The organism is Nonomuraea thailandensis (assembly GCF_024172165.1).
GTDB classification, from domain to species: Bacteria; Actinomycetota; Actinomycetes; order Streptosporangiales; family Streptosporangiaceae; genus Nonomuraea; species Nonomuraea thailandensis.
Genome location: NZ_JAMZEB010000002.1, coordinates 9,179,459 through 9,205,935, shown reverse-complemented (window position 1 = coordinate 9,205,935; position 26,477 = coordinate 9,179,459). Strand labels below are relative to the sequence as shown.

General features: G+C 70.2%; 29 protein-coding genes, 1 tRNA gene and 1 pseudogene. 24 read left to right on the top strand and 7 right to left on the bottom strand.

The window, feature by feature from the left end:
- Window positions 1–9 precede the first annotated feature (9 nt).
- The 4 genes from HD597_RS46120 to HD597_RS46105 form a co-directional block, all read right to left on the bottom strand.
- Window positions 10–591 carry a TetR/AcrR family transcriptional regulator gene (locus HD597_RS46120; protein ID WP_253752892.1) on the bottom strand — a complete coding sequence of 194 codons (582 nt, stop codon included), beginning with the start codon at window positions 589–591 and terminating at the stop codon, window positions 10–12.
- Window positions 588–794: a hypothetical protein gene (locus tag HD597_RS46115; protein ID WP_253752890.1), complete on the bottom strand. Its 207-nt coding sequence runs from the start codon at window positions 792–794 to the stop codon at window positions 588–590. The genes HD597_RS46120 and HD597_RS46115 overlap by 4 nt, the downstream gene beginning before the upstream one ends.
- A gap of 20 nt (window positions 795–814) precedes the next feature.
- On the bottom strand, window positions 815–2,221 hold the full coding sequence (locus HD597_RS46110; protein WP_253752887.1) for a serine hydrolase domain-containing protein: 1,407 nt from the start codon (window positions 2,219–2,221) through the stop codon (window positions 815–817).
- A gap of 70 nt (window positions 2,222–2,291) precedes the next feature.
- The gene (locus HD597_RS46105; protein ID WP_253752885.1) at window positions 2,292–2,753 is read right to left on the bottom strand and encodes an Lrp/AsnC family transcriptional regulator; all 462 of its coding nucleotides are present in this window, start codon (window positions 2,751–2,753) and stop codon (window positions 2,292–2,294) included.
- 93 nt (window positions 2,754–2,846) lie between these two features.
- Between HD597_RS46105 and HD597_RS46100 the strand changes: the two genes are divergently transcribed.
- The 5 genes from HD597_RS46100 to HD597_RS46080 all read left to right on the top strand — a co-directional run bounded on the left by HD597_RS46100 (window position 2,847) and on the right by HD597_RS46080 (window position 9,348).
- Window positions 2,847–4,058 carry an APC family permease gene (locus tag HD597_RS46100; protein ID WP_253752884.1) on the top strand — a complete coding sequence of 404 codons (1,212 nt, stop codon included), beginning with the start codon at window positions 2,847–2,849 and terminating at the stop codon, window positions 4,056–4,058.
- Between the two features lie 68 nt (window positions 4,059–4,126).
- Window positions 4,127–5,998, top strand: coding sequence for an acyl-CoA dehydrogenase family protein (locus HD597_RS46095; RefSeq protein WP_253752882.1), 1,872 nt, complete (start codon window positions 4,127–4,129; stop codon window positions 5,996–5,998).
- A gap of 209 nt (window positions 5,999–6,207) precedes the next feature.
- Window positions 6,208–7,473 carry an extracellular solute-binding protein gene (locus HD597_RS46090; RefSeq protein WP_253759756.1) on the top strand — a complete coding sequence of 422 codons (1,266 nt, stop codon included), beginning with the start codon at window positions 6,208–6,210 and terminating at the stop codon, window positions 7,471–7,473.
- A 64-nt stretch (window positions 7,474–7,537) separates the two neighbouring features.
- Window positions 7,538–8,455 carry a carbohydrate ABC transporter permease gene (locus HD597_RS46085; protein ID WP_253752880.1) on the top strand — a complete coding sequence of 306 codons (918 nt, stop codon included), beginning with the start codon at window positions 7,538–7,540 and terminating at the stop codon, window positions 8,453–8,455.
- Window positions 8,455–9,348 (top strand): carbohydrate ABC transporter permease, encoded by an 894-nt coding sequence (locus HD597_RS46080; RefSeq protein ID WP_253752878.1) that lies wholly within the window; start codon window positions 8,455–8,457, stop codon window positions 9,346–9,348. Before HD597_RS46085 ends, HD597_RS46080 begins: the two co-directional genes overlap by 1 nt.
- Window positions 9,349–9,392: 44 nt before the next feature.
- On the opposite strand, the gene HD597_RS46075 is transcribed toward HD597_RS46080, so the two are convergent.
- The gene (locus HD597_RS46075) at window positions 9,393–10,109 is read right to left on the bottom strand and encodes a class I SAM-dependent methyltransferase (RefSeq protein ID WP_253752876.1); all 717 of its coding nucleotides are present in this window, start codon (window positions 10,107–10,109) and stop codon (window positions 9,393–9,395) included.
- Window positions 10,110–10,257: 148 nt separating this feature from the next.
- Here HD597_RS46075 and HD597_RS46070 point away from each other — a divergent pair, with 148 nt between their 5' ends.
- Both HD597_RS46070 and HD597_RS46065 read left to right on the top strand, forming a co-directional pair.
- Entirely contained in the window at window positions 10,258–10,797 is a 540-nt protein-coding gene (locus HD597_RS46070; RefSeq protein ID WP_253752874.1) for an RNA polymerase sigma factor, read from the top strand.
- A complete protein-coding gene (locus HD597_RS46065; protein ID WP_253752872.1) occupies window positions 10,784–11,677 on the top strand; it encodes a hypothetical protein in 894 nt (297 codons plus the stop codon). Before HD597_RS46070 ends, HD597_RS46065 begins: the two co-directional genes overlap by 14 nt.
- On the opposite strand, the gene HD597_RS46060 is transcribed toward HD597_RS46065, so the two are convergent.
- A complete protein-coding gene (locus HD597_RS46060) occupies window positions 11,666–12,694 on the bottom strand; it encodes an adenosine deaminase (protein WP_253752870.1) in 1,029 nt (342 codons plus the stop codon). The two genes, HD597_RS46065 and HD597_RS46060, sit on opposite strands and share 12 nt — an antisense overlap.
- Window positions 12,695–12,763: 69 nt before the next feature.
- Between HD597_RS46060 and HD597_RS67075 the strand changes: the two are divergent.
- From HD597_RS67075 to HD597_RS46045, 4 genes and pseudogenes are all read left to right on the top strand, one after another.
- Window positions 12,764–12,985, top strand: a pseudogene (locus tag HD597_RS67075) (sigma factor); the annotation flags it as partial.
- Window positions 12,901–13,143 carry a sigma factor-like helix-turn-helix DNA-binding protein gene (locus tag HD597_RS67070; RefSeq protein ID WP_372513646.1) on the top strand — a complete coding sequence of 81 codons (243 nt, stop codon included), beginning with the start codon at window positions 12,901–12,903 and terminating at the stop codon, window positions 13,141–13,143. The pseudogene HD597_RS67075 and the gene HD597_RS67070, both read left to right, overlap by 85 nt.
- A 724-nt stretch (window positions 13,144–13,867) precedes the next feature.
- Complete coding sequence (locus HD597_RS46050; RefSeq protein ID WP_253752866.1) at window positions 13,868–14,485, top strand: hypothetical protein; 618 nt, start codon at window positions 13,868–13,870, stop codon at window positions 14,483–14,485.
- Between the two features lie 40 nt (window positions 14,486–14,525).
- Complete coding sequence (locus HD597_RS46045) at window positions 14,526–15,041, top strand: hypothetical protein (protein ID WP_253752864.1); 516 nt, start codon at window positions 14,526–14,528, stop codon at window positions 15,039–15,041.
- On the opposite strand, the gene HD597_RS46040 is transcribed toward HD597_RS46045, so the two are convergent.
- Window positions 15,038–16,246: a pyridoxal phosphate-dependent aminotransferase gene (locus tag HD597_RS46040; RefSeq protein ID WP_253752862.1), complete on the bottom strand. Its 1,209-nt coding sequence runs from the start codon at window positions 16,244–16,246 to the stop codon at window positions 15,038–15,040. The genes HD597_RS46045 and HD597_RS46040 overlap by 4 nt on opposite strands.
- Before the next feature lie 157 nt (window positions 16,247–16,403).
- Here HD597_RS46040 and HD597_RS46035 point away from each other — a divergent pair.
- The 13 genes from HD597_RS46035 (at window position 16,404) to HD597_RS45975 (ending at window position 26,422) form a co-directional block, all read left to right on the top strand.
- Window positions 16,404–16,476 (top strand) — tRNA-Trp (locus tag HD597_RS46035).
- 77 nt (window positions 16,477–16,553) lie between these two features.
- On the top strand, window positions 16,554–16,799 hold the full coding sequence (secE, locus tag HD597_RS46030) for a preprotein translocase subunit SecE (RefSeq protein ID WP_253752860.1): 246 nt from the start codon (window positions 16,554–16,556) through the stop codon (window positions 16,797–16,799).
- 69 nt (window positions 16,800–16,868) lie between these two features.
- Window positions 16,869–17,645 carry a transcription termination/antitermination protein NusG gene (gene nusG, locus HD597_RS46025; RefSeq protein ID WP_253752858.1) on the top strand — a complete coding sequence of 259 codons (777 nt, stop codon included), beginning with the start codon at window positions 16,869–16,871 and terminating at the stop codon, window positions 17,643–17,645.
- A 120-nt stretch (window positions 17,646–17,765) separates the two neighbouring features.
- Entirely contained in the window at window positions 17,766–18,197 is a 432-nt protein-coding gene (gene rplK / locus HD597_RS46020) for a 50S ribosomal protein L11 (RefSeq protein WP_148442008.1), read from the top strand.
- Window positions 18,198–18,264: 67 nt separating this feature from the next.
- Window positions 18,265–18,984 carry a 50S ribosomal protein L1 gene (rplA, locus tag HD597_RS46015; RefSeq protein WP_253752856.1) on the top strand — a complete coding sequence of 240 codons (720 nt, stop codon included), beginning with the start codon at window positions 18,265–18,267 and terminating at the stop codon, window positions 18,982–18,984.
- 349 nt (window positions 18,985–19,333) lie between these two features.
- Entirely contained in the window at window positions 19,334–20,155 is an 822-nt protein-coding gene (locus HD597_RS46010; RefSeq protein WP_253752854.1) for an SCO4651 family lipoprotein, read from the top strand.
- A gap of 237 nt (window positions 20,156–20,392) precedes the next feature.
- Window positions 20,393–20,917 (top strand): 50S ribosomal protein L10, encoded by a 525-nt coding sequence (gene rplJ, locus HD597_RS46005; protein WP_253752844.1) that lies wholly within the window; start codon window positions 20,393–20,395, stop codon window positions 20,915–20,917.
- Between the two features lie 71 nt (window positions 20,918–20,988).
- Window positions 20,989–21,381, top strand: a complete 393-nt coding sequence (gene rplL / locus HD597_RS46000; protein WP_185110319.1) for a 50S ribosomal protein L7/L12 — start codon at window positions 20,989–20,991, stop codon at window positions 21,379–21,381.
- A 286-nt stretch (window positions 21,382–21,667) separates the two neighbouring features.
- A complete protein-coding gene (locus tag HD597_RS65230) occupies window positions 21,668–23,581 on the top strand; it encodes an ArnT family glycosyltransferase (RefSeq protein ID WP_308210833.1) in 1,914 nt (637 codons plus the stop codon).
- A gap of 19 nt (window positions 23,582–23,600) precedes the next feature.
- A complete protein-coding gene (locus HD597_RS45990) occupies window positions 23,601–24,035 on the top strand; it encodes an RDD family protein (RefSeq protein WP_253752842.1) in 435 nt (144 codons plus the stop codon).
- A 133-nt stretch (window positions 24,036–24,168) separates the two neighbouring features.
- Window positions 24,169–25,170 carry an ABC transporter ATP-binding protein gene (locus HD597_RS45985; RefSeq protein ID WP_253759754.1) on the top strand — a complete coding sequence of 334 codons (1,002 nt, stop codon included), beginning with the start codon at window positions 24,169–24,171 and terminating at the stop codon, window positions 25,168–25,170.
- A gap of 290 nt (window positions 25,171–25,460) precedes the next feature.
- Entirely contained in the window at window positions 25,461–25,928 is a 468-nt protein-coding gene (locus HD597_RS45980) for an Rv1363c family protein (protein WP_253752840.1), read from the top strand.
- A complete protein-coding gene (locus HD597_RS45975; RefSeq protein WP_253752838.1) occupies window positions 25,925–26,422 on the top strand; it encodes a hypothetical protein in 498 nt (165 codons plus the stop codon). Before HD597_RS45980 ends, HD597_RS45975 begins: the two co-directional genes overlap by 4 nt.
- Window positions 26,423–26,477 lie beyond the last annotated feature (55 nt).

The following is a 26,477-nucleotide window of genomic DNA, read 5'->3' as shown; positions in this document are numbered from 1 at the left end:
GTCACGGCACTAGACGAGCTGCCGTTCGAAGCCCGTCACCATGGCGATCAGCCCCGAGTCGAACCACTGGTCGTAGAAGGCGATGGCCGCCTCGTCGTGCGTCTCGCCGCCCGCGCCCACCTGGGCCAGGGCATGGCCGAGGACGTACACGCCGACCGACTGGACCGCCGTGAGCGCGTCCCGGGAGGCGATGCCGGCGGCCTCGAAGCGGGACAGCAGGCCCGTGAGGAGCTCCAGCCCCAAATCCACGTCGACCGGATGGGTGGCGAGCAGCGGCACGGCGCGCGGGTGCGCCAGCAGCATCCTCCGGTACGCCGCCCCGAACCCCGTCAGGGCCTCGGGCCAGGCGACGTCCGGAGAGTGGTCGGCCACCGCCTCGGCGAACAACGAGTTCACCACGGCCGCCAGCAACGCGTCCCGGTTGGGGAAGTGCCGGTAGAGGGACATCGCCGCGACGCCGAGCTCGGTGCCGAGGCGGCGCATGGTCAGTGCCTCCAGCCCGTCGCCGTCCAGCACCTCGACGGCCGTCGCGACGATGCGTTCTGTGGTGAGCACGGCGGGCCGCCCTGCCCGTCTCCGGTCCGGAGTCATGCGCTCAGCGTAGTGACCAGCATGATCAGGGAGAGCGCCCCCACCACCATGTGCTGGACGTCCGGGACCACGCCGTGCCCCTCGGCGGGCAGGATCTTCAGCGTGCGGGCGTACTCCCGCCGGTAGAGCTCGCGCTGCGCGGCCGAGGACGGGCCGAGGTACGGCAGCCACCAGTTGTGGACGTGCCCGGCCAGGATGAGCACGCAGATCGCGGTGGCGGCGGTCAGCGACCAGGGCCGCCCGAATTTGTGTACCTTGTAAGCTTATACAGTACACAAATCCGGGCGGCTGTCACCCCCAAGCCCGCGAGCGCCGCGACCAGCACCGCGACCGACAGGGGCGCGGGGAAGTAGGTGAGCTGAGCCCAGGTGACCGTGCGCCCGTTCACCAGCACGGACACGAGGTCCGGATACGCGGCCAGCACCGCCGCCGGCACGAGCGCGGGCAGCAGCCGCAGGCCGATCCGCCACCACGGCCGGCCCGACCGCGGAGCGGCCCAGCGCCGCGCCCGCAGCCCGCCCAGCACGCCCAGCCCGGCCGCGACCAGCGCGAGCGCGGCCAGCACGCCCTCGAAGAGCTGCCGCTCGTTGCCCGGCCCCTCGGGGCTCCTGCCCTCGCTCATCGCCGTGAGCCCGAGCATGATGTCGTACGTCGGGTCGTACAGCGTCGCGTTGTTGGTCATCACCGCGAAGCCGTAGCCGGTCCTGGGGGAGACGGCCTCGACGGCGTTGTAGGTGAACAGGTTCCCCGAGTGCACGAGCTGCCCGTCGTCCTCGATGCCCCATCCCATCCCGTACGGGCGCAGCTTCGAGGGCTGGTGCATGGCCTCCAGGCTCTGTCGCTTGACCAGCGGCCGGCCGTCACCCGACTGCGCGACCAGCCACTTGCCCATGTCGGCGGCGGTGGTGATGACCCCGCCCGCCCCGCTCTCGTCGTGGAACCCGTCCAGCTCCGGCCGGGGCAGCCAGGCTCCGAAGAGCGAGTTGTAACCGTCCGCGACCGGGACGACCTTGTCGGAGATGGCGCTGGATCTCATGCCCAGCGGCCCGAACACCCGATCCCGCAGGTAGTCGCCGAACCGCCGCCCGCTCGCCACCTCCACCAGCCGCCCGGCCAGGTCGTAGTTGACGTTGCAGTACTCGTAGCGGGTGCCGGGCTCGGCGGCGAGCCGGGAATCGGCCAGGCGGGCGGTGTAGTCGGCCGGCGAGGTGGCCTCCTCCGTGGAGGCGATGTCCACCGTGCGGTCCGACAGGCCGGAGGTCTGGTTCAGCAGGTGCCGTACGGTGATCCGGGCCGCCCGCGGATCGGCCATCCTGAAGCCGGGCAGTTGCGCGGCGACCGGCTCGTCCAGCTTGATCTTGCCCTGGTCCACGAGCGTCATGACCGCCATGGCGGTGAACGACTTGCTCACCGAGGCCACCCGCATCGGCGTGTCGGCGGTCATCGGCCGCCCTTCCGAGTCGTGCCCGTAGCCGGCGGCGTGCACGACCTTGTCGCCGTGCGTGACGACCACGGACAGGCCCGGGACCCCGGTCGACTCCATCGCCTGCTCCAGGTAGGCGTCGATGGTGGCGGGCGTCAGCTCGGGGGCCGGGCTCAGGGTGAGGGCGAGGGCGAGAAGGAGTTTCACGGGAAGAAACCTAGGAACGCGAGGGCCCCTCCCGTATCCGCCGACCGTCAATGACCACCCCTGTCGAAAGTCAGGTGTCCTCCAGCCGGGTCGGCACCGCCTTCTGCACCTGCTGGAACACCACCGACGTGCGGAACCCGACGATCTCCTTGCGCTTGCTCAGCCGGTCGAGCAGGAACCCGTGCAGGTGATCGAGGTCCTGCACCCCCACGTGCAGCAGGAAGTCGTCCCCGCCGGCCAGCACGAACACGCTCAGCACCTCCGGCATCTCCGCCGCCGACGTCTTGAACGCGTTGATCACCGCCCGGCTCAGCGGCCGCACCTGCACGGACACCATCGCCTGCACGCCGCGGTTGAGCGCGGCCGGATCGATGTCGGCGTGGTAGCCGCGGATCACCCCGCGCCTGGTCAGCGCCCTGACTCGCTCCAGGCAGGTGGACGGCGCGATGCCGAGCTGCCTGGCCAGCTCGCGGTTGGACTGCCGAGCATCCGTTTGGAGCAACCGTACGATCGCCGAATCAAGTTCATCCATGCGGCCAGGTTCGCACGTGATTCCGGCCGATCGTTCGGCCGGGGCCCGGTATGACCGAACGGACGGGTTACGTTCGGCTGCATGAATGGACATATGGGGGCATGGCAGGGTACGGCGCTTCTGGTCGGCGCCGTGCTGGGGCCGGGCATGCTGGTGCTGCCGCACCTCGCCGCCGCCGCAGCAGGTCCGGCGTCGGTGCTGGCCTGGGCGGGGATGCTCGCGCTGAGCGTGCCCGTCGCGCTGACCTTCGCCGCGCTCGGCGCGCGCTACCCGGGCGGCGGAGGCGTGGCCGCCGTCGTCGGCCTCGCGTTCGGCCGCCACGCCGCCGCGGTGGCCGGGTGGTGGTTCTACGGCGCCGTGCCGATCGGGACGGTCGCCGGCGCGCTGGTCGGCGGCCAGTACGTCGAGGCGTGCCTGGGCCTGGACGCCACGCCGGCCGCGTGCCTCATCCTGGCCGCCGCGTTCGCCGCCAACGCCGCCGGGCTGCGCACGTCGGGACGGCTGCAGATCGGCTTCGTCGCCCTGCTCGTCACGCTGCTGGCCACGGCCGTGCTCACCGCCGCCCCGCACGCCGACCCGGCCAACTTCACCCCCTTCGCCCCGTACGGCCTGGCGGGCGTGGCCGGCGCGGCCGGGGTGCTCATGTTCGCCTTCGTGGGCTGGGAGGCGGCCAGCCACCTGTCGGGTGAGTTCGCCCGCAGGGACGGCCTGATGCGCGCCACCGCCGTGACGCTCGTCGTGATCGGGCTGCTGTACGCGGGCGTCTCCGTCACCTCCGTCGGCGTGCTCGGCGCGGACATGTCCGCCGTGCCGCTCACCGGCATGCTGGAGCTCGGCCTCGGCCCCGTCGCCCGCCCGGTGACCGGGGTGGTGGCGGTGCTGCTGACGTTCGGCGCGGTCAACACCTACCTCGCCGGGGCGGCCAGGCTCGGCGCGGCGCTGGCGGCGGACGGGGCGCTGCCGCGCTGGTTCGCCAGGGGCGGGGCGCCCGGGCAGACGCCGTACCGGAGTCTCGGGCTGGTGCTGGCGCTCAGCGTGCCCGTCCTGGTGTGGGCGGTGGACCTGGACATGCTGATGCGGGCCACCTCGGCGTGCCTGGCGGCGGTCACGTCGGCGGGGGTGGCGGCGGCGGTGCGGATGTTGCCGGCGGGCCGTCACCGGATCACGGCGATCGTGGGGACCGGGATGTCGCTGCTGGGGCTGGCGTTCTGCGGGGCGTACCTGCTGGTGCCGGCCGTGCTCGGCGCGGTGGCGCTCGCCGCGATCGGCATCAACCCTCGCCGTTCCTACAAAATCGGGCTATAAACGGCGACAGGGCGCCGTCAGGCGGGCAGTACACATGAGCATCAGACGGCGCGACGTCGGGAGGTGCCATGACCCAGCACGCCAAGTACGCGGAGTCCAGGCAGGTCGGCGAGCAGGCGCGGGAGAAGGAGTGGACGCGCCCCAGCTTCGCCAAGCAGCTCTTCCTCGGCGACTTCCGGATGGACCTGGTGTATCCGGCGCCCGCGCCGCCCGACGAGGCGACCAAGAAGGGGGAGGAGTTCGTCAGGGCGGTGCGCCGCTTCCTCGACGCCCGCGTCGATCCGGCGCTCGTCGAGCGGACCGCCCAGGTGCCCGACGACGTGGTGAAGGGGCTGGCGGAGCTCGGCGCGTTCGGCATCACGATCAAGGAGGAGTATGGCGGCCTGGGCCTGCCGTACCTGTACTACTGCCGCGCCCTCATGCTCGTCGGCTCCTACTGCCCGGCGCTGGCCACGCTGCTGTCGGCGCACCAGTCGATCGGGGTGCCGCAGCCGCTCAAGCTGTTCGGCACCGAGGAGCAGAAGCGGGAGTTCCTGCCCAGGTGCGCGGCGGGGGAGATCTCGGCGTTCCTGCTGACCGAGCCCGACGTCGGCTCCGACCCGGCGCGGCTGGCCACCACCGCCGTGCGTGACGGCGACGACTACGTGCTGGACGGCGTCAAGCTGTGGACCACGAACGGTGTCATCGCCGACCTGCTGGTGGTCATGGCCAGAACCGGCAAGAAGATCAGCGCGTTCGTGGTGGAGGCCGACACACCGGGCATCACGGTCAAGCGACGCAACACGTTCATGGGGCTGCGCGGCATCGAGAACGGCGTCACCGAGTTCTCCCAGGTCAGGGTGCCCGCCCGGAACCTCATCGGCAAGGAGGGCGAGGGGCTGCGCATCGCTCTCACCACGCTCAACACCGGCCGCCTGTCGCTGCCCGCCACCTGCGCCGGGAACGCCAAGTGGGCCGTCAAGATCGCCCGCGAGTGGGGCAACGAGCGCGTGCAGTGGGGGCGCAAGGTCGGCCTGCACGAGGCCGTGGCCACCAAGGTCGCCTTCATCGTGGCCACCGCGTACGCCGTCGAGGCCGTCTGCGAGCTGACCGCCCGCCTGGCCGACGACAGGCGCAACGACATCAGGATCGAGGCCGCGCTGGCCAAGCTGTTCACCTCGGAGCTGTCGTACCAGGTGCTGGACGAGCTGGTGCAGATGCGCGGCGGGCGCGGCTACGAGACCGCCGAGTCGCTGGCCGCCAGGGGCGAGCGCGGGGTGCCCGCCGAGCAGATGTTGCGCGACTCCCGCATCAACCGCATCTTCGAGGGCTCCTCCGAGATCATGCGGCTGGCGATCACCCGGGAGGCGGTGGACGCGCACCTGTCCGCCGCCGGCGAGCTGATCAACCCCGAGGCCAGCCGCCAGGAGCGTGCCCAGGCCCTGCGCCGGGCCAGCCGCTTCTACGCCAAGTGGCTGCCCACACTGGTGGCCGGCACGGGCAACCTGCCCACCGCGTACGCCGACTTCGGCCCGCTGGCCGGGCACCTGCGCTTCGTGGAGCGGACCAGCAGGAAGCTGGCCAGGTCCACCTTCTACGGCATGTCCCGCTGGCAGGGCAGGCTGGAGCACAAGCAGTCGTTCCTGGGCAGGATCGTGGACATCGGGGCCGAGTTGTACGCGATGACCGCCGTCTGCCTCAAGGCCGAGGAGGACTCCAAGGACCTGGGGCGCCGGCCGTACGAGCTGGCCGACACCTTCTGCCAGCAGTCCAGGCGCCGGGTGGACGCGCTGTTCGACCGCCTGTGGGACAACAGCGACAACCACGACGTACGCCTGGCCGGCTACGTGCTCGACGGCCGCTACACCTTCGTCGAGGAGGGCATCCTCGACCCGTCGATCGAGGGCCCGTGGATCGGGGCCCCCGAGGGCGGGGAGAACGTCCGCCGCAAGATTCTCTGACATCCGGTCTAGACCGGTCGTGCGGTCCTCGCCGCCTGAGTGTTGCCAAACCGAGACAGGCCGGTATAGACCGGCTGCTGAACTCCGGCTTACGCTTGCGCAAACGCGGCCATGCACTGGCCCGCGTGCTCATCCCCCTGGGCGGGGTCCGGCTGGCTGGTACGGACCAGCAAGGCCCGTCCGACGAGAAGGCGGTATCTCCGGTGAACATGAAGCTTGTGGGCGGCGCCGCTCTCGGCCTTGCCACGATGCTGGTCCTGTCCAGTTGCGGTTCTGGCGGCTCCGGTGGCGGAGGCGACACCCAGGCGGCCGGCGACGGCCAGGTCACGCTGAAGATGGTCGCCGCCGACTACGGCGACGGCCCCGGCAAGCCGAACTCCGGCGAGACGTTCTGGAAGGGCGTCACCGACGAGTTCACCAAGGCCAACCCGAACATCAAGGTCGAGGTCCAGGTCATCAACTGGAACGACATCGACAAGCAGGTCGCCACCATGGTGCAGAACGGGCAGGTCCCGGACATCCTGCAGACCGGCGACTACTCCGGCTTCGTCGAGGACGGCCTGCTCCACAAGGTGGACGAGGTCCTGTCCCCGAACGTCTCCGGTGACATGCTGCAGAAGTTCGCCGAGTTCGGCAAGGTGGACGGCACCGCGTACGGCATCCCGTTCGTCTCCTCCGCCCGCGCCCTGTTCTACAACAAGGACCTGTTCGAGCAGGCCGGCATCGCCGAGCCGCCGAAGACGTGGGACGAGCTCAAGGCCGCCGCCGAGAAGCTGAAGGCCAAGGGCGTGACCCAGCCGTTCGGCCTGCCCCTCGGCCAGGAGGAGGCCCAGGCGGAGTCGTTCCTGTGGATGCTCGGCAACGGCGGCGGCTACAAGGACGCCTCCGGCAAGTGGGCGATCAACTCGGCCCAGAACGTCGAGACCTTCACGTACATGAAGGGCCTGGTCGACGCCGGCCTGACCACCCCCAACCCGGGCACCAAGGACCGCAAGACGGTCTGGGAGGACTTCGGCGCCGGCAAGGTCGGCATGGTCAACGGCGGCCCCATGTCCATCCCGATCTTCGACGCGGCCGGCCTGAAGAACTACGGCGTCGCGCCCATCCCCGGCAAGGCCGGCCCGCTCGACACCACGCTCGGCGTCATGGACTGGATCATGGCGTTCAACAAGAACGGCCACGCCGCCGAGATCAAGAAGTTCTTCGACTTCTTCTACACCGGCGCCGCCGCCCAGAAGATCTCCGACACCTACAAGCTGCTGCCCGTCACCAACGGCGGCATCCAGAAGCTGTCCGGCGACGAGAAGCTCAAGCCGTTCCTCGACGCCCTGCCCAACGCCAGCTTCTACCCCTTCCAGGACCCCAAGTGGGCCACCCTGAACCCGGCGATCAAGCAGACCATCGGCGGGGCCGTCAAGGACGACCCGGCCAAGGTCCTCGGTGAGCTGCAGAAGACCGCGGAAGCGGCCGGCTGATCCAGCGGGACCGCGGTACGGCCGGCCGTCCGCCGGCCGTACCGTCCTTGCGAAAGGTGCTTGAGTGACAACGCTGGATGTGAAGAAGCCCCGCGCCAAGCGGGGTCTGCGCGCCCTCGAACCCCTGGCCTGGGTCGGGCCCGCCATCGTGCTGATCGTCCTGGTCGTGCTCTGGCCCGTGGTCGAGATGATCAGGTCGTCGTTCCTGGAGATCAGCCGGCTGGGCGTGGTGCGCGGCTCGGCGGGGTTCGCCAACTACGAGAAGCTCTTCGCCGAGAAGGACTTCGCCGACGTCATGGTCCGCAGCGTGATCTGGGTGATCGCGGTCGTCGCGCTCACCGTGCTGATCTCGCTGGCCCTGGCCCAGCTCTTCAACCAGCGCTTCCCGGGGCGCAAGCTGGCCCGCTGGGCGCTCATCGCGCCGTGGGCCGCGTCGGTGCTGATGACCGCGATCATCTTCAAGTGGATGCTCGATCCCGAGGTCGGCGTGATCAACCAGATCCGCCTCAAGCTCGGGCTCATCGACGCGATGGGCGGCGCCGCCGCCGACCAGCTCGGTGACGCCTCCACCGCCATGCCGTGGCTGGTGTTCGTCGCCGTCTTCGTGTCGGTGCCGTTCACCACGTACGCGCTGCTCGCCGGGCTCGCCACCATCCCCGCCGACGTGTACGAGGCCGCCAGGATGGACGGAGCCGGACGCCTGCGGACGTACTGGTCGATCACGCTGCCGCTGCTGCGCCCCGCGCTCACCGTGGCGGCCCTGATCAACGTCATGAACGTCTTCAACAGCTTCCCGATCATCTGGGCCATGACCCACGGGCAGCCGGGCTACTCGACGGCCACCTCGACCATCCTCATGTACATCCTCAAGGGCTCCGACATCGGCGAATCGGCCGCCATGTCCGTCGTCAACTTCGGCATGGTGATCGTGCTCACGGTCATCTTCCTGAAGGTGTCGCGGTGGAACAAGGAGGTGGCCTGATGGCCGTCAAGACCATGCCGGCGCAGGCCCAGCCCCATCACCACCACGCCCGCGCCCGCCGCAGCGCCGCGCGCCGCGCCATGCCCCGGCTCAAGACCGTGCTCATCGCGGCCACCGCGTACGTCGTGGCGTTGCTGTTCCTGTTCCCGTACGTGGTCATGCTGCTGACCTCGCTGCGCTCCCAGGAATCGCTGCGCGACGTGACGTTCTGGCCCGATGAGTGGGTGTGGTCGAACCTCACCGACTTCTGGGGCAGTGGCCTGGCCGGGAACCTGTGGGTGACGATCAAGGTGGCGGCCGGCTCGACGTTGCTCGTGCTGCTGGTCGCGCTGCCCGCCGCGTACTACTCGGCGCGGCACAACTTCCGCGGCCGCACCGCGTTCCTGATCCTCGTGCTGATCACGCAGATGTTCCAGCCCACCGCCATGGTGGTCGGCATCTACCGGGAGTTCTTCCAGTTCGGGCTGGTGGACTCGGTCTGGTCGCTGATCCTCGTCAACGGCGGGTTCAACCTGGCCTTCGCCGTGTGGATCCTGAACGCGTACTTCTCCTCCATCCCGCGCGAGCTGGAGGAGGCCGCCTTCATCGACGGGAACGGGCGCTTCGGCGCGCTGTTCAGGATCACGCTGCCGCTGGCCATGCCCGGCGTCATCACCGCGCTGATCTTCACGTTCATCGCCGCGTGGAACGAGTTCGTGGTCGCTCTGACGCTCACCACCACGACCGAGAACCAGCCGCTCCCCGTGGCGCTCAACTCGTTCATCGGGCAGTACCAGGTGGACTGGCAGAACCTGTTCGCCGGCTCGGTGATCGCCACCATCCCGGTGATCATCCTGTTCGCCCTGATCGAGCGGAAGGTGGTCGGCGGTCTGACCGCCGGCTCCATCAAGTAGCCCGCCCGGGCCGCCTCACCATCCTCCGGGGCGGCCCCGGCGTGTCATCGCTCCTGCGGAACGCGCGCCACGCAGAACACGGTCTGGCCGAACGGCGGCGTGATGAACCGCTCGATGAGCCTGGTCATGGGCACCACCGTGCGGTCGTAGATCTTGACCAGGCGCGGGTCGGGGTAGCCCACGCCGCCCCGGCGCACGGCCGCCCACCAGGCGATGCCGCCCAGGAAGTTGATCGGCTTGAGCACCTCGATGTCGAGCCCCGCCCTGGCGACCGTCGTGCTCAGCGTCTTCGGCGTGTAGCGCTGGACGTGGCCCACCTTGCGGTCGAAGTCGCCGTAGAGCTGCATGTAGCCGGGCACCCAGATGATGATCCGGCCGCCGGGCAGCGTCACCCGCGCCAGCGAGCGCAGCGCCTCCGCGTCGTCCTCGATGTGCTCCAGCACGTTCATCATGACGACCGTGTCGACCTTGTCCTCGAGCGGGATGTCCGTCGGCAGGCCGAACTGCAGGACGCTGATGTCGTCGCGGTCGGCGAAGCGCTTGTCGAGCTGCTCGACGCAGTAGGGGTCGAAGTCGCTCACCACGAGCCGGTCGAGGCGCGGCAGGAACTGCTCGGCGAAGTGGCCCAGCCCCGAGCCGATCTCCAGCATCGAGCGGCCGACATGCGGGGCGACCATGTCGAACTCGTACTGCCGATAGTTCTTGGCCTCGTCCCCACCCAGGTGGTTCTCCAGGGCCTCGTCACCGGCCGCGGGTTGCACTACACGGTCATACCCAGAAGACATAATCCCGTTCCTTCAAGGGGCTCATGGATTGCCCGAGTCTAATGCCCTGGACAGTCACCAGGATGACACGATCTGCGGATCGCCCTTCCGCACGTGACCTGTTTGCGGTGGAATCTGACTCGCCATGGACGACGACGAGGCGATCGCCCGCTCGCTCGAAGGTGACCTGGCGGCCTACGAGGTGCTGGTCGCCCGCTACAGCGCGCTCGCCCACCGGACCGCCTTCATGCTCGGCGCCGGTGACGAGGCGGAGGACGTGGTGCAGGAGGCGTTCGTCAAGGCGTTCCGGCACCTGTCCGGCTTCCGCAGGGACGCGCCCTTCCGGCCGTGGCTGCTGCGCATCGTCGCCAACGAGACCCACAACCTGACCCGCTCGCGCGGCCGCCGCTCCTCGCTCGAACTGCGGCTCGTGGGCACCGCCGACACGCGGGTGCCCGAGGACCCGGAGGGCGCCGCCGTCGCCGGTGACCGGCGCTCGCGGCTGCTGGCCGCCGTACGGGGGCTGCCGGAGCGGGAACGTCAGGCGGTCGTGTGCCGGTACTTCTTACAACTGAGCGAGGCGGAGACCGCCCAGGTGCTCGACTGGCCCGTCGGCACCGTCAAGTCCAGCACCCATCGGGGGCTGGCCCGGCTGAGGGAGGAGGTGGGGGATGAGCTCGCGTGAGCACCCGGACGAGCCCTTCGACGACATCGAGGCCGAGCTGACGGCCCTCGGCAACCTCCTCGACGTCCCCGGCCCGCCGCCACCGTCGGAGCTGGCCGCCGCCGTCCGCGCCCGCCTCGAACAGCCCGCCGAGGCCCCTGCCGACTCCCACGACGCCGTCCGTGCCCGCCCCGACCAACCCGTCCAGCCCTCAGACGACCCGCACCACGCCGGCGGGCCGGATCCGGCGCACGGGCCGGTCACCGGTCCCGTCAGGCCGCCCGGCCGCAGGGACTCCCGGGCGCCGGCGCGGCGTCGCCGCCGGGCGAGGTGGGCGATCGTGGCGGCCGTGGTCGTCGTCGTGATCACCGTGACGGCCGCCACCCCGCAGGGCCGCGCCGCCGTGACGCAGATCCTGCGCTTGGCCGGCATCGAGATCGAGGTCGGCCCGACCGCGCCCCCGCCCGTCACCACCACGGCCACCCTCCCGGGCGAGCACCAGGTCCCCCCGTCGGACGTCCCGGGCCGGGCCAGGTTCCAGGTGCGGGCCCCGGCGGCGCTCGGCGACCCGCAACGCGTCACGGTGGCCGACGACGGCAGGCTGGTGTCGATGTTCTGGCCGGGCGGCATCAGGCTCGACCAGTTCGACGGCACCGTGTCCCCGTTCTTCTTCAAGAAGCTGGGCCCGCCCAGCCCCGAGTACACCCGGGTGAACGGCCGCGAAGCCTGGTGGATCCCCGGCGAGCACCCCCTCGGCTACCTCACCCGCGAGGACGGCACCCGGATCCCGCTCCGCCAGGCCGCCGCCACGCTCATCTGGCAGCAGGACGGCCTCAACCACCGCCTGGAGGGAGCGAAGAGCATGGAGGAGGCCGTCCGCATCGCCTCGTCACTGGAGTGAGAGCGGCCGGGTGAGCCAGTCGTCCACGCCCTTCAGCAGCTCCTTGCGCACCGACTCGGGGGCGGTGGACGACCGCACGGACTGCCGCGCCAGCTCCGCCACCTCCGCGTCGCTGAACCCGTACACGTCCCTGGCCAGCTCGTACTGCCGCAACAGCCGCGTGCCGAACAGCAACGGGTCGTCGGACCCGAGCGCGATCGGCACCCCCGCGTCGAACAGCCGCCGCACCGGCACGTCCGCCGCGTTCTCGGCCACGCCCAGACCCACGTTCGAGGTGGGGCAGACCTCGCAGCAGATCTGCCGGTCGGCCAGGCGCTGCATCAGCCAGTCGTCCTCGGCCGCCCGCACCCCGTGCCCGACCCGGTCGGCTCCCAGGTCGTCCACGCACTGCGCCACGCTGCGCGGCCCCAGCAGCTCGCCCCCGTGCGGCACCGCCAGCAGCCCGCCCCGCTTGGCGATCCTGAACGCCCGCTCGAAGTCCCTGGCCGCGCCGCGCCGCTCGTCGTTGGACAGGCCGAAGCCGACCACTCCCTTGCCGACGTACTGGGTGGCCAGCCGGGCCAGGGTGTTGGCGTCGAGCGGGTGGCGGGTGCGGTTGGCCGCGACGATCACCACGATCCCGATGCCCGCGTGCCGCGCGGCCTGCTCCACCGCGTCCAGCATCAGCTCCAGCGTGGCCGTCAGGCCGCCGAAGCGCTGCGCGTACCCCGAGGGGTCCACCTGGATCTCCAGCCACCGGGATCCGGCCGCCGCCTCGTCCTCCGCGGTCTCCCGCATCAGCCGGTAGACGTATTCCGGGCGGGTCAGTACGGACCGGGCGATGTCGTACAACCGCTGGAACCTGAACCAGCCCCGCTCGTCCGTCGCCCGCAGCTTGGGCGGCCAGTCCTGCTCCAGCGCGTCGGGAAGGGTCAGCCCCTGCTCCCTGGCCAGCTCGATCAGCGTCGAGTGCCGCATCGAGCCGGTGAAGTGCAGGTGAAGGTGGGCCTTGGGAAGCGCGTGCAGGGGCCGGAGCATCTGCATATCTTGCCACTCAACCTCCGGCCGGGTTCGCGCGTTGGGGAGGGCGAAAGGGGACCCTCGCTGATGACAGACGACGACGAAGCGGCCTTCGACGAGTTCCTCGCCGCGTGCGGCACCTCGCTCCTGCGTACCGCGACGCTGGTCTGCGGGGCGAGCAGGCACGACGCCGAGGACCTGGTCCAGCACGCGCTGGAGAAGGTCTGCCGCCACTGGACCCGCATCAGGCGCGACAACCCCGAGGCGTACGCGCGCAAGGCCGTGGTGAACGCGGCCATCAGCAGGTCACGGCGGCGCAAGGTCGTCCGCGAGATCACCGGTACTGGGAGGACCGGTCCGAGCAGGCCGCCGCGGCCCTGCTCGGCTGCTCGGTCGGAAGCGTCAAGAGACAGGCGGCGCGAGGGCTGGCCAGGATCCGCGAAACCTGGACGTCTCAGAGGGAGTGACGAGATGACGATCGAGGACGACCTCGCCGCCGCCATGGCGGCGCACGTCTCCGGCGTGCGGGCCGCACCCGGTCTGGGCGGGGCCGTACGCCGCAGGCACCGTGCCCGGGTGATCCGCTTCCGCGCGGCGGGCGCGGCGCTCCTCACGGCGGCGGTCGCCGCGGCAGTGCCGGTGGCGATGAGCCTGGCCGGCCCCGCGGGCGCGGGGGAGGCCGCCGGCCGCGCCGTCGTGACCGGATCGCCGAGCGGTCCCCGCGAGTTCGCCGGCGTCCGCATGGAGTACCTGCCCGAGGGCCTGGCCTGGATCCGGGAGCCCGGCCCCGGTCCGGTGGTCCCCCCGGCGAGCTACGTCGCCGCCTTCGACAAGCTCGGCGACGCGACCGGCCGCCGCTTCGTGCAGCTCGTCGTGTTCCACGGCGAGTCCGCCTTCGAGCGCGCCGGCCCCCTGCCCGGGGAGGGGACCGAGGTCGTGGACGTGAACGGCAGGCAGGCGCGCCTGGCCGCGGTGTCCCGGGACGGCGAGGTCGTCCCGTACGGAACCGAGGGCGGCACCCCCACGATCGTCTGGGAGCTGCGGCCGGGCCTGGCCGTCGAGCTGTGCGTCAGCCCCGAGTACGCCGAGGAGATCGACGCCGCCGAGGAGCTGAAGAAGATCGCGAGAGGTGTCCGCGAGAGCGGCTGAAACGCACGGTGCCGACGGGACCCGGTGGGATATCAAGGATGCATGATCCCCGAGGGGCACCACATCGGCCAGGGATGGCGGGCGGCGCTCGCGATGCTGGCGTTCGGAGTCACGGCCCTGGTCATCTACGGCCTGTTCTCCTCGGGCTTCGGACGCCTGCCGCGCGCCGCCGTCCCGACCCCCGCGCCCGCGCCCCGCCAGGTCGAGCCCGCGCCCGGCACGGAGCCCGACCGGCCGGCCGCCGCCGCGGCGGCGCATCCGGGCCCCGTCCGCGCCGCGGGTCCCGGCGCGCTCTGGGTCGTCTCCGACGGCTTCTGGCTCACGTACCTGCCGGAAGGGCTCGCGCGCGGCGGCGGCAGGGTCACCGCGACGGCCGCCCGGGCCACGTTCGGCACGGCGAGCAGGCTCGTCGAGGTCCAGGTGGAGCACGGTACGGTAGCCACCGACTGGGGCGCCTACCGCAGGCGGATCACCGTGCTGGACGCCCGCGCGACCACCGTGCGCGGCAGGCCCGCCATGGTCGGCAGGCACCCCGGCGGCGGGCGCGTGATCGCCTGGCTCGAACGCCCGGGTACAGGCGCGTGGATCCGCGTCAGCGACTCCCTGAGCAGCGAACTCGTCGCAATTGCCGCCTCGGTCAAAGCTCCTGTAGGAGACTAGGGGCCTTTTCCCTGGTTACACGCACTCTCATGGGGGGTCGATGCGGCGGTTGGCGGCGGTTCTCCTCATGCTCACGCTCGCGGCGTGCGGCGGCGGGGGCGGTGGTCGTGACGGGGCGCGGGAGCCTTCGAGCATCCCGCCGCAACCCAAGCCGGCCATCACCGGCAGCGGCGACACGATCGAGCTGTCCTGCGGCGACACCGGCGTGCGGGTGCCGGCCTCGCCCGCGGGTCTCACCCCGGCCGGCACGTTCGGCCGGCTCGACTCGCTGACCCGGCCGCTCAAGGTCGAGGGCCGCATCTGGAGCGACAACGACGAGCGCATGTACGTCGGCGTGGTGTGCGGGGTGCGGGCGGCCGAGCAGTTCGCCACGCTGGTCGCCAGGTCGACGCTGACGGCGTACCAGGGCAAGCCCGCGCTGCGCTGGACCACGCGGACGGGCGTGCGCAGCTTCATGTGGCTGGAGCGGCCGGGCACCGCCGTCTACGTCGGGGCGACGCCCGGCCTCGCCGACGACATCAGGCCGATCGCCGCCGACATCACCTTCACCGCCTAGCGCGCCTCGGCGAGCAGCTTGCCCAGCCGGCTGACGCCCTCGGCCAGATCGTCGTCACCCAGCGCGTAGGACAGCCTGAAGTAACCCGGGGTGCCGAAAGCCTCACCCGGCACGACGGCGACCTCGGCCTCCTCCAGGATCAGCTCCGCCAGCTCGGCGGACGACTGCGGCCGCCTGCCCCGCAGCTCCTTGCCGATCAGCTCCTTGACCGACGGGTACGCGTAGAACGCCCCCTTCGGCTCGGGGCAGAGGACGCCGGGGATGTCGTTGAGCATCCGCACCATCGCCTGCCGGCGCCGGTCGAAGGCGGCCCGCATCTCCGCCACCGCCGACAGGTCGCCCGACACCGCCGCCAGTGCCGCCATCTGGGCGACGTTGGAGACGTTGGAGGTGGCGTGCGACTGCAGGTTCGTCGCGGCCTTGACCACGTCGGACGGGCCGATCAGCCAGCCCACGCGCCAGCCCGTCATCGCGTACGTCTTGGCCACGCCGTTGAGGATCACCACCCGGTCGCCCAGCTCGGGGACGGCCGTGGCGATGCTGGTGAACTCGGCGCCGCCGTACACGAGGTGCTCGTAGATCTCGTCGGTGACGACCCACAGGCCGTGCCGGGCCGCCCAGCGGCCGATCGCCACCGTCTCCTCGCGCGAGTGGACGGCGCCCGTCGGGTTGGACGGCGAGACGAACAGCAGCACCTTCGTCCGCTCGGTGCGCGCGGCCTCGAGCTGGTCCACGCTCGCGAGGTAGCCGGTGGACTCGTCGGTCACGACGTCCACCTGCACGCCGCCCGCCAGCTTGACCGCCTCGGGGTAGGTCGTCCAGTACGGGGCGACGACCAGCACCTCGTCGCCCGGGTCGAGCAGCGTCGCGAACGCCTCGTACACCGCCTGCTTGCCGCCGTTGGTGACCAGCACCTGCGAGGCCTCGGCGGCGTAGCCGGAGTCGCGCCGGGTCTTGGCGGCGATCGCCTGCTTCAGCTCCGGGAGGCCGCCCGCGGGCGTGTACTTGTGGAAGCGCGGGTCGCGGGCCGCCTCGATCGCCGCCTCGACGATGTACCCGGGCGTCGGGAAGTCTGGCTCGCCCGCGCCGAAGCCGATGACGGGGCGCCCTGCCGCCTTCATCGCCTTGGCCTTGGCGTCCACGGCGAGGGTTGCGGACTCGGAAATCGCGGAAATTCTCGCGGAGATGCGGGATCGGGTGGACATGCCTCCATGCTCCCATGGGGGCGTGACCTGGGCGATCAGGTTTTGGTTCGACGTGGCGGGCAATCACCCGTATGCTTTCGCCTGGTCCTTCCGCCGCATGTCGGCGAGCGGTTCGGTCCAGGCAGTGAGTCGATCAGGGTAGTGTGGTTGACGACATAGGGCACTGGCGCAATTGGTAGCGCACCGGTCTCCAAAACCGGCGGTTGGGGGTTCGAGTCCCTCGTGCCCTGCGAGTGCGGTCCGCGCAACAATAGGCGTGTAAGCGCGCCGCAAGACTGCGTTGGATACGACGGATCAGGTGAGGACTGTGGCGATCGACACGCGCGGCGAGACCGCAGACAAGCCTAGTGGCGAGAAGAAGACCCGCACTTCTCCTGCCCTCTTCTACCGGCAGGTCGTCAACGAGCTTCGTAAGGTCATCTGGCCGACACGCAAGGATCTCATCACCTACACCACGGTCGTTCTGATATTCGTTCTGATCATGGTTGCGATCGTGTACGGGCTCGACAGCGCCCTGGGATGGGCGGTCCTCCGCATCTTCGGCGGATCCTGACCGAGACACCGACGGGTGGGGTCGCCTGACGGAGTCGCCATTCGAAACCACGAAAGAGGAAGAGTCACCGTGTCCGAGTCTTCATTTCCGGCGGACGAGTCCCGCGACGAGTGGGGCGACGAGCTGGAAGAGGCCACTGAGGAGTCCGCCGAGGCGGCTCTGGAAGAGGCTGAGGCCGAGTCCGAGCTCGAGGAGAGCGACGAGGCTGCCGAGGACGAGGCGGCCACTGTCGAGGACGAATCGGTGCTTCCCGACGTCGACCCTGTCGAGGAGTTCAAGAGCTCGCTGCGCGGTCTTCCCGGCGAGTGGTACGTCATCCACTCCTACGCCGGTTACGAGAACCGCGTGAAGTCCAACATCGAGAGCCGCAACGTGTCGCTCAACATGGAGGACTACATCTACCAGGTCGAGGTGCCGACGCACACCGTCCAGGAGTTCAAGAGCGGCAAGAAGGTGCCGGTCAAGGAGCGCGTGCTGCCCGGCTACGTGCTGGTGCGCATGGAGCTGACCGACGAGTCCTGGGCCGCCGTGCGCAACACGCCCGGCGTGACCGGCTTCGTGGGCCTGTCCAACAAGCCGAGCCCGCTCAGCCTCGACGAGGTCGCCAAGCTGCTGGCGCCCGAGCCGACCGAGGAGGCCAAGAAGACCACGACGAAGGCCGCCAGCGGCCCCACGGTCGAGTTCGAGATCGGCGAGTCCGTCACGGTCATGGACGGCCCCTTCGCCACGCTGCCCGCCTCGGTGAGCGAGATCAGCCCCGAGTCGCAGAAGCTCAAGGTGCTCGTGTCGATCTTCGGTCGGGAGACCCCGGTGGAGCTCTCGTTCAACCAGGTCTCGAAGATCTAAGACGATCACCTACACTTAGACGTTCGGTCGGCCGCCTTATCGCGAGGGCGGCCTCCGACATGTCCGGGCCCGCAATCCTACGGGCCGGACGCAACGCAATCAGGACCCGGAGAAGGACAAATGCCTCCGAAGAAGAAAATCGCCGCACTCGTCAAGGTGCAGCTCCCGGCCGGCCAGGCCACGCCGGCTCCGCCGGTGGGTACCGCCCTCGGTCCCCACGGCGTCAACATCATGGACTTCGTCAAGCAGTACAACGCTGCGACGGAGGCCCAGCGGGGCAACATCATCCCCGTTGAGATCACCATTTTCGAAGACCGCAGCTTCACCTTCGTCACGAAGACGCCGCCGGCGCCTGAGCTGATCAAGAAGGCCCTGGGTCTCGACAAGGGCAGCGCGGTCCCGCACCGCGACAAGGTGGGCAAGCTCAGCCGTGAGCAGCTGCGCAGCATCGCCGAGACGAAGATGCCCGACCTCAACGCCAACGACATCGAGGCGGCCGAGAAGATCATCGCCGGCACCGCCCGGTCGATGGGCATCACCGTCGCCGAGTAAGACCTTTCCCAGCAGTTCGTGGGAGGGCCGCCGTGAGACGCGGCCCGGACACCACTAGGAGTCAAGAATGCAGCGCAGCAAGGCGCACAAAGACGCGGCCGCCAAGGTCGACCGCGACAAGCTCTACTCGCCCGTAGAGGCCGCGAAGCTGGCCAAGGAGACGTCGACCACCAAGTTCGACTCGACCGTGGAGGTCGCTCTCCGGCTGGGCGTCGACCCTCGCAAGGCCGACCAGATCGTGCGCGGCACGGTCAACCTCCCGCACGGCACCGGCAAGACCGCCCGGGTCCTGGTCTTCGCGACCGGTGACCGTGCCGAGGCTGCCCGCGAGGCGGGCGCCGACATCGTCGGCGCCGACGAGCTGATCGACGAGATCGCCAAGGGCAACCGGCTCAACGAGTTCGACGCCGTCGTGGCCACGCCCGACCTGATGGGCAAGGTCGGCCGCCTCGGCCGCGTGCTCGGTCCGCGTGGTCTCATGCCCAACCCGAAGACCGGCACGGTGACGCCCGACGTCGCCAAGGCCGTGACGGAGATCAAGGGCGGCAAGATCGAGTTCCGTACCGACCGGCAGGCCAACCTGCACTTCATCATCGGCAAGACGTCGTTCGACGAGCGTCAGCTCATCGAGAACTACGCTGCCGCGCTGGACGAGGTGCTGCGTCTCAAGCCGTCGGCGGCCAAGGGCCGTTACCTGAAGAAGGTCACCTTCTCGACGACGATGGGGCCGGGCGTTCCGGTCGACCCCAACGTCACGCGTGGGCTCACGGCTGAGCTGGAGGCCTGAGCCTCAGGCTTGGTCGTCGAACGCCCCCGCCCGATTCGTTCGGGCGGGGGCGTTCTCGTGTCGGGGTGGCGCATGGGCCCGGGGGCGTCCTCGGCGGCGTGGAGACGCCCAGCCGCCAGTCGAGCGGTGCGGAGACGCGCGAGGGCGTGGCGGGGGCCTGGGGACGTGCAGGGGCCCGGCGCGGAGGCGACGTCGTCGGTGGCCGACAGCCGGTGAGAGCGGGTACGGGCCGGCGGCGTACGGTGGATGTGTGGGAGATGTGCAGACCGGGTGAGGGTTAACCCTGGGTTTTCCCCTAATTGTGCGGGGAAGACGCCATGACCCGGAAACTTAAACGTAGGGTCAAAGCATGCTGAAGCGCACGATAAGTATGACCGCGGCTGGAGCCGCGCTCGTGGTGGCGGCGGTCGCCGGTTGTGGATCGAACGCCCAGCCCATCCAGGTCAACCTGGCCGCCTCGGAGGTGCTCGCGCAGGCCGCGCAGAAGACGGCCGAGGTCACCAGCTACACGGTCGACGCCGTGGTGAACGTCGCGCACCCGCAGGAGGGCTCAGGCAAGGTGCAGGGCCGCATGCTCTACCAGAGCAAGCCGCAGCTCGCCGCCGACGTGACCCTGGACACCGTCGACATGGGAGGCCGCAGCGTCCCCGGCGGGGTGCGGGCGGTGCTCCAGGGCGACACCGTCTATGTGAAGGTCCAGGCGCTCAACGACTTCCTGGGCAACACCAAGCCGTGGATCAAGGTCTCGCTGAGCGACACGGGTCACGCCGGCGAGGTGAACCAGTACCTCGGCCAGATCCAGCAGTTCGACCTCGCCAGCGTGACGAAGCTCGTCACGGCGTCGCAGGACGTGAAGTCGGTCGGGACCGAGAGCGTCAACGGCGAGGACGCCACGCACTACAGCGGCACCTTCCCCGTGGAGGTGGCCGTGCAGCAGCTGCCCGCGGAGCAGCAGGAGCAGGCCCGGAAGAACCTGGCGGAGCTGAAGGACGTGAAGTTCGACATCTGGGTGGCGGCCGACGGGCTGCCGCGCAAGCTCGCGCTGAACGGCTCCAAGGAGGGCGCCACGCTCGACGCGACCCTGTTCTTCAAGGGTTACAACGAGAGCGTCAACATCGAGACCCCGCCCGCCGACCAGGTCGGCGAGCTGCCCAAGGGCACGACCAACTGAGAACGATTTGGAAACTCGGCGGCCAGCACGTAGTCTGGTCGTTGCCGAAGACCGCCGGTCGTCGTCGGGTGCTCTGAGCCTGTCGACCGAAGGATCCACGTCATGTGGGCGACCTGCGCAGGTGTGATGCGAGTTTCCCACATGGTTGATTCCGTGTGCGTGAGCCCCGTGCGCCCTGCGCCGGGGCTGTTCTCATGTCAAGGGCCTTCTCCGGCGGCACATTCTGGAAGGAGGCCCATGGCGAGGGCGGATAAGGCGACAGCGGTTGCCGAGCTCAAGAGTGAGTTCGAAGGCAGCCAGGCCGCCGTTCTGACCGAGTACCGCGGTCTCACCGTCGCGCAGCTCAAGGAGCTGCGCACCTCTCTCGGTGGGAATGCGAAGTTCGCCGTGGCGAAGAACACCCTGACCAAGATTGCGGCCACCGAGGCCGGTCTGACGGGCCTCGACGGCCTGCTCGCCGGTCCGACCGCGATCGCCTTCGTCAACGGCGACGTTGTCGAGGCGGCCAAGGGTCTGCGTGACTTCGCCAAGGCCAATCCCCTTCTGGTGATCAAGGGCGGCGTCCTCGACGGCAAGACGCTCGACGCCACCGAGATCACCAAGCTCGCCGACCTCGAGTCCCGCGAGGTTCTCCTCGCGAAGCTCGCCGGTGCCCTCAAGGCCAAGCAGAGCGCCGCGGCCGCGATGTTCGCCGCTCTGCCCACGCAGATGGCCCAGCTTGCTGAGGCCCTGCGTGCCAAGCGCGACGAGGCTGGCGAGTAACACCGGGGGTTGCCGCACGTACCGCGGTCCCGTTCCAAGTTTTCAGCAAGACCTAACGTAAGGAATCAATCATGGCGAAGCTCAGCACCGACGAGCTGCTCGACGCGTTCAAGGAGATGACCCTCCTCGAGCTCTCCGAGTTCGTGAAGGTCTTCGAGGAGACCTTCGACGTCAAGGCCGCCGCCCCCGTCGCGGTTGCCGCCGCCCCCGCCGCCGCTGGTGGTGGCGAGGCCGCCGCCGTCGAGGAGCAGGACGAGTTCGACGTCATCCTCGAGGCCGCCGGTGACAAGAAGATCCAGGTCATCAAGGAGATCCGCGCCCTGACGTCCCTGGGCCTCAAGGAGGCCAAGGACCTGGTCGACGGCGCTCCGAAGCCGGTCTTCGACGGCAAGGTCAACAAGGAGCAGGCGGAGAAGGCCAAGGCTGCCCTCGAGGGCGCCGGCGCCACCGTGACCGTGAAGTAACTTCCCCTTCACTTCACGCAAGAGCTCTTCGGAAAGAGGCGGACACACCCTGGTGCCGGGTGTGACCGCCTCTTTTCGCATGTCCGGGCCCTGTTCCGGCCCGGGTGCCGGCCCTGGGCCGGTCGCCGTGCCGGTCGCCGTGCCGGTCGCCGTGCCGGTCGCCGTGCCGGCTCCGCGCCCGCCCCGCGCCGGCCCTGTGGCGGCCCTGTGGCGGCCCTGTGAGGGCTCAGGAGATTCTCAGGTGCGTCTCATCGCCCGGCCAACCGGCCTGCCTAGCGTTCCTGGCGTGGTTACCGAAGCGAAGTCTCGTTGGGCGCCGGCCGTGCTGCTGGTCGGCACCGGGGTGCTCTACATCTGGGGTCTGGGGGCCTCGGGGTGGGCCAACTCCTTCTACTCGGCGGCGGTGCAGGCCGGCAGCCAGAGCTGGAAGGCGTTCTTCTTCGGGGCCTCCGACGCCGCCGGCGCGATCACCGTGGACAAGACCCCGGCCTCGCTGTGGCCGATGGTGCTCAGCGTGCGCCTGTTCGGGCTGAACTCGTGGGCGATCCTCGTGCCGCAGGCGCTGATGGGGGTCGGCTCGGTGGCGATGGTGTACGCCTCGGTGCGCAGGTCGGCCTCCGCCTGGGCGGGGCTGCTGGCGGGGGCCGCGATGGCGCTCACGCCGGTGGCCGTGCTGATGTTCCGGTTCAACAATCCCGACGCGTTGCTGGTGCTGCTGCTGACCGTGGCGGCGTACTGCGTGGTCAGGGCGCAGGAGCGCGGGGCCACGCGGTGGCTGGTGCTGGCGGGGGTGGCGATCGGGTTCGCGTTCCTGGCCAAGGTGTTGCAGGCGTTCCTGGTGCTGCCGGGGTTCGCGCTGGTGTACCTCGTGACGGCGCCGGTGGGGTTCTGGCGGCGGGTGCGGCAGTTGCTGGTGGCGGGCGCGGCCATGGTGGTCGCCGCGGGGTGGTGGCTGCTGGCCGTGGCGCTGGTGCCGGCGTCGCAGCGGCCGTACATCGGGGGCTCGCAGACCAACAGCGTGCTGGAGCTGGCTCTCGGCTACAACGGCCTCGGCCGGCTCAACGGGGAGGACTACGGCGGGCTCGGCAATCTGAACCAGCAGGCCGGCTGGCTGCGGCTGTTCGACACCGAGGCGGGCGGCCAGATCGCCTGGCTGCTGCCCGCGGCGCTGGTGCTGCCGGCCGCGGCCATGTGGCTGACCCGGCGGGCGCCGCGGACCGATCCGGTGCGGGCGGCGCTGTGGGTCTGGGGGAGCTGGCTGGTGGTGACCGGGCTGATCTTCAGCCTGATGCAGGGGATCTTCCACGCCTACTACACCGTGGCGCTGGCTCCGGCCATCGCGGCGCTGGTGGGCCTGGGCGCGGCGGTGTTGTGGGAGCGCGGGGCGCACCGCGTGCTCGCCATGGTGGCGGCGGGGACGGCTGTGTGGTCGTACGTGCTGCTGTCGCGCAGCTCCGGCTGGAACCCGTGGCTGGGCGTGGTCGTCCTGGTGGCGGGGCTGGGGGCGGCGCTGGCGATGTTGTTCACCCGCCGGATGCCCGCCGTGGCCGCGGTCGCCGTGGTGGCGTGCCTGGCCGGTCCGGCGGCGTACGCGGTGGACACGGCGGCGTCGCCGCACACGGGGGCCATTCCGACTGCCGGGCCCTCCACCGGCGCAGGCTCCGGGAGACCGTCGGGCGGCGGCTCCCAGCGGCAGGGCGGCGGCAACCTCCCGCCTTTCGCGCAGGGGCGTTCGCCAGGCGACGGCGACGGGCAGGGGCGGTCGCCTGGGGACGGCGACAGCGGTGCGCAGGGGCGTGGCCGGGGCGGGCGCATGGGCGGTGGTGGCATGGGCGGGCTGCTGAACGCCGGCACCCCGAGCGCCGAGCTGACCGCGCTGCTGAAGTCCGGCGCCTCCGGTTTCACGTGGGCGGCGGCGACGGTGGGGTCCAACAACGCGGCCGGCTACCAGCTCGCCACGGAGCTGCCGGTGATGGCGGTGGGCGGGTTCAACGGCACGGATCCGGCGCCGACGCTGGAGCGGTTCAAGCAGTACGTCGCCGAGAAGAAGATCCACTACTTCGTCGGCACCGGCATGGGCGGCGCCGGTCGCGGCACGGGCGGCAGCGACGACGCCGCCCGGATCGCGGCCTGGGTGCGGGAGACGTTCACCGCGACCACGGCCGGTGGCACGACGGTGTTCGATCTCACACGATCATGAAATATCGCAGAATGGGGGCGTGACAGAATCCGCCCCCCAGGTGGATCGCCGGACGATCTCGCCCCGGCTCACCCGGCTCGGCGCCTGGCTCGTCGACATCCTGGTGTGCGCGGTGCTCGTGGCGACCACCCAGCAGGTGCTCTCCGCCGACTGGGACGAACCGGTCGCCTCGATCCCCGCCTTCGTCTACTTCTGGCTGCTGCACGCCCGCTTCGGACGGACCCTGGGGAAGTGGCTGGCCGGGATCAAGGTCGTCGCCCGGGGGACGGACCGGCCGCCGTCGCTGTGGGCCGCGGCCGTTCGCTCCCTCTGGGTGTTCCTCACCGCGATCCCGGCGGTCGGCTGGGTCGTCGGGATGGCGGACTGGCTGTGGTCGTTCTTCGACGGTGAGAAGCGGTGCCTGCACGACCTCCTCGCGGGCACCGTCGTGGTGAACGCCCAGGCCAAGGACTGACCAGCCGGCCTGTGCGCGCTTACTGGACAAGACGTCTCATAACTGCCCGGTAACAAGCTGCGGGATCCGGTTCCCCTCCGCCGGAACGCCGTTACGGTGAGGGCATCGTCCGCCTGCACTCGGGAAGGTGACCGTGGGCGTGGAAGTCGTGATCGACGGGTTGACCAAGTCCTTCGGCCGGCAGGTCATCTGGGAGGACGTCTCGCTCACGCTGCCCGCCGGCGAGATCTCGGTGCTGCTCGGCCCCTCCGGCACCGGCAAGTCGGTCTTCCTCAAGACCATGGTCGGCCTGCTGCGGCCCGACAGGGGGCACATCTGGATCGACGGCTTCGACCTGGCCGACTGCGCCGAGGCGAAGCTGTACGAGCTGCGCCGCCTGTTCGGCGTGCTGTTCCAGGACGGCGCCCTGTTCGGCTCGCTCAACCTCTACGACAACATCGCCTTCCCGCTGCGCGAGCACACCAGGAAGAGCGAGGCCCAGGTCCGCCAGATCGTCATGGAGAAGGTGGAGCTGGTCGGCCTGCTGGGCGCCGAGACCAAGCTGCCGGGGGAGATCTCCGGCGGCATGCGCAAGCGGGCGGGCCTGGCCAGGGCGCTGGTGCTGGATCCGGAGATCATCCTGTTCGACGAGCCCGACTCGGGGCTCGACCCGGTCCGCACCGCGATACTCAACCAGCTCATCGTGGACATCAACGCCGAGATCGAGGCCACGTTCCTGATCGTGACCCACGACATCAACACCGCCCGCACGGTGCCCGACAACATCGGGCTGATGTTCCGGCGGGAGCTGGTGATGTTCGGCTCGCGGGAGATGCTGCTGTCGAGCGACGAGCCGGTGGTGCGGCAGTTCCTGAACGCCAGGAAGCACGGCCCCATCGGCATGTCCGAGGAGAAGGACCTGTCGGAGCTGGAGGCCGAGGCGCAGATGGGGCACGATCCCGGGCCGCTGCCGCCGATCCCGCCGCAGCTCATGCCGTCCGGCAGAAAGATCCGCCGCACCCAGCGGCCGCCCGGCACCTGGCTGGCGGCCAACGGGGTGATCCCGCCGCAGGGCTCGTTCGTGGACGAGCGCGGGCGCAACTGGCTGGAGGAGTATCCCCGGCTGGTCAACGCCCACCTGCACGGGATCGCCTGAGACCGCCCCTGGACGCGGGACCGCGTCGCGGTGGGTTTCAGGAAGGGGAGCCCGTGCGCGGCGCTCAGGGGGCCGCTGAGGGCCATCTGAGGGCATTTGTGGAGATCTTTCGGCTCTGACCGATTCTCGCGGCAAGGGCGAGCACGAGCAACGCCCCGCGCGCCACCCGCCCAACCGCCTGCGTTGGTTGGCGGGCTTCCGGAGCGGATGTCGCGTTATGATCCGGCAGCGGCCGGCCGGGAGAGGGGTGAGCAGACGTGTCAGGACTCGCTGTTCGGCCCGCTCGCATCATGATCGCGGCACTCAGCGGGGTGCTGGCGGTGCTCGTCGGCGGCGGCGTGTGGATCGCGGCCCAGGCGCGCGACGAACAGGGCAGGGCAGGCGACAAGCAGGCCGCGCTCCAGGCCGCGGGCATCCACGCCAGGAACCTCGTCTCGCTCGACTACAAGAGCGTCGACACCGACATGCGGCGCATCCTCGACACCTCCACCGGCGCCGCCAGGGCCGAATACGAGGCCAACGCCGGCAAGCTCAGGACCACCACGGTCGAGAACAAGGTCGTCCAGCACGGCGTGCTGCGCGCGACCGGCCTGGTCTCGATCACCGGCACCACGGCCAGGGTGCTGGTCGTGGCCGACGTGGAGATCCGCTGGGACGGCTCCGACAGCTCGCCCCAGGAGCGCTTCTACCGATGGCAGATGGACCTGAGCAAGGTCGGCGGGGCCTGGCTGGCCGCCAAGGTGGTGCAGGTCCGTTGAGGATCTTCATGATCGTGCTGCTCGGCGCCCTCGTGATCATGGGCGGGGTGCTGGTGCCGACCATGTGGTTCGACCTGCGCGAGCTGCGCGACAGCGACGCGGCGGGGGCGCAGGCCGTGGCCGCGGCCAGGAAGGTCGCGCCCGATCTGCTCTCCTACGACTACCGGACGGTGGAGGAGGATCTGGCCCGGGCGGGCACGTTCACGACGGGCGAGCTGGCCGGGCACTACAAGGAGCTGGCGAAGACCCTGGTGCCCAAGGCCAAGGAGCAGAAGATCGTGCAGAACGTGGCCGTGGCGGGCGCCGGCGTGGAGCGGGCCGAGCCCGACCGGGTAGAGGTTCTGCTCTTCGTGAACACTGGTACGGTCAAGGAGATCCCTGGTAAAGAAGGGGTCCAGCAAGAGTTCACCCAGAATCGCGCCAGGTTCGTCATGGTGCGGCAAGACTCTCGCTGGCTGGTGGCGGGCCTGTCCACGCTCCTGGGCACGGCCTGAGGCTCCAGGTGATCGCGGGCGCGTCGCTTCCTTCAATTGTTACCAAAAATCAGGT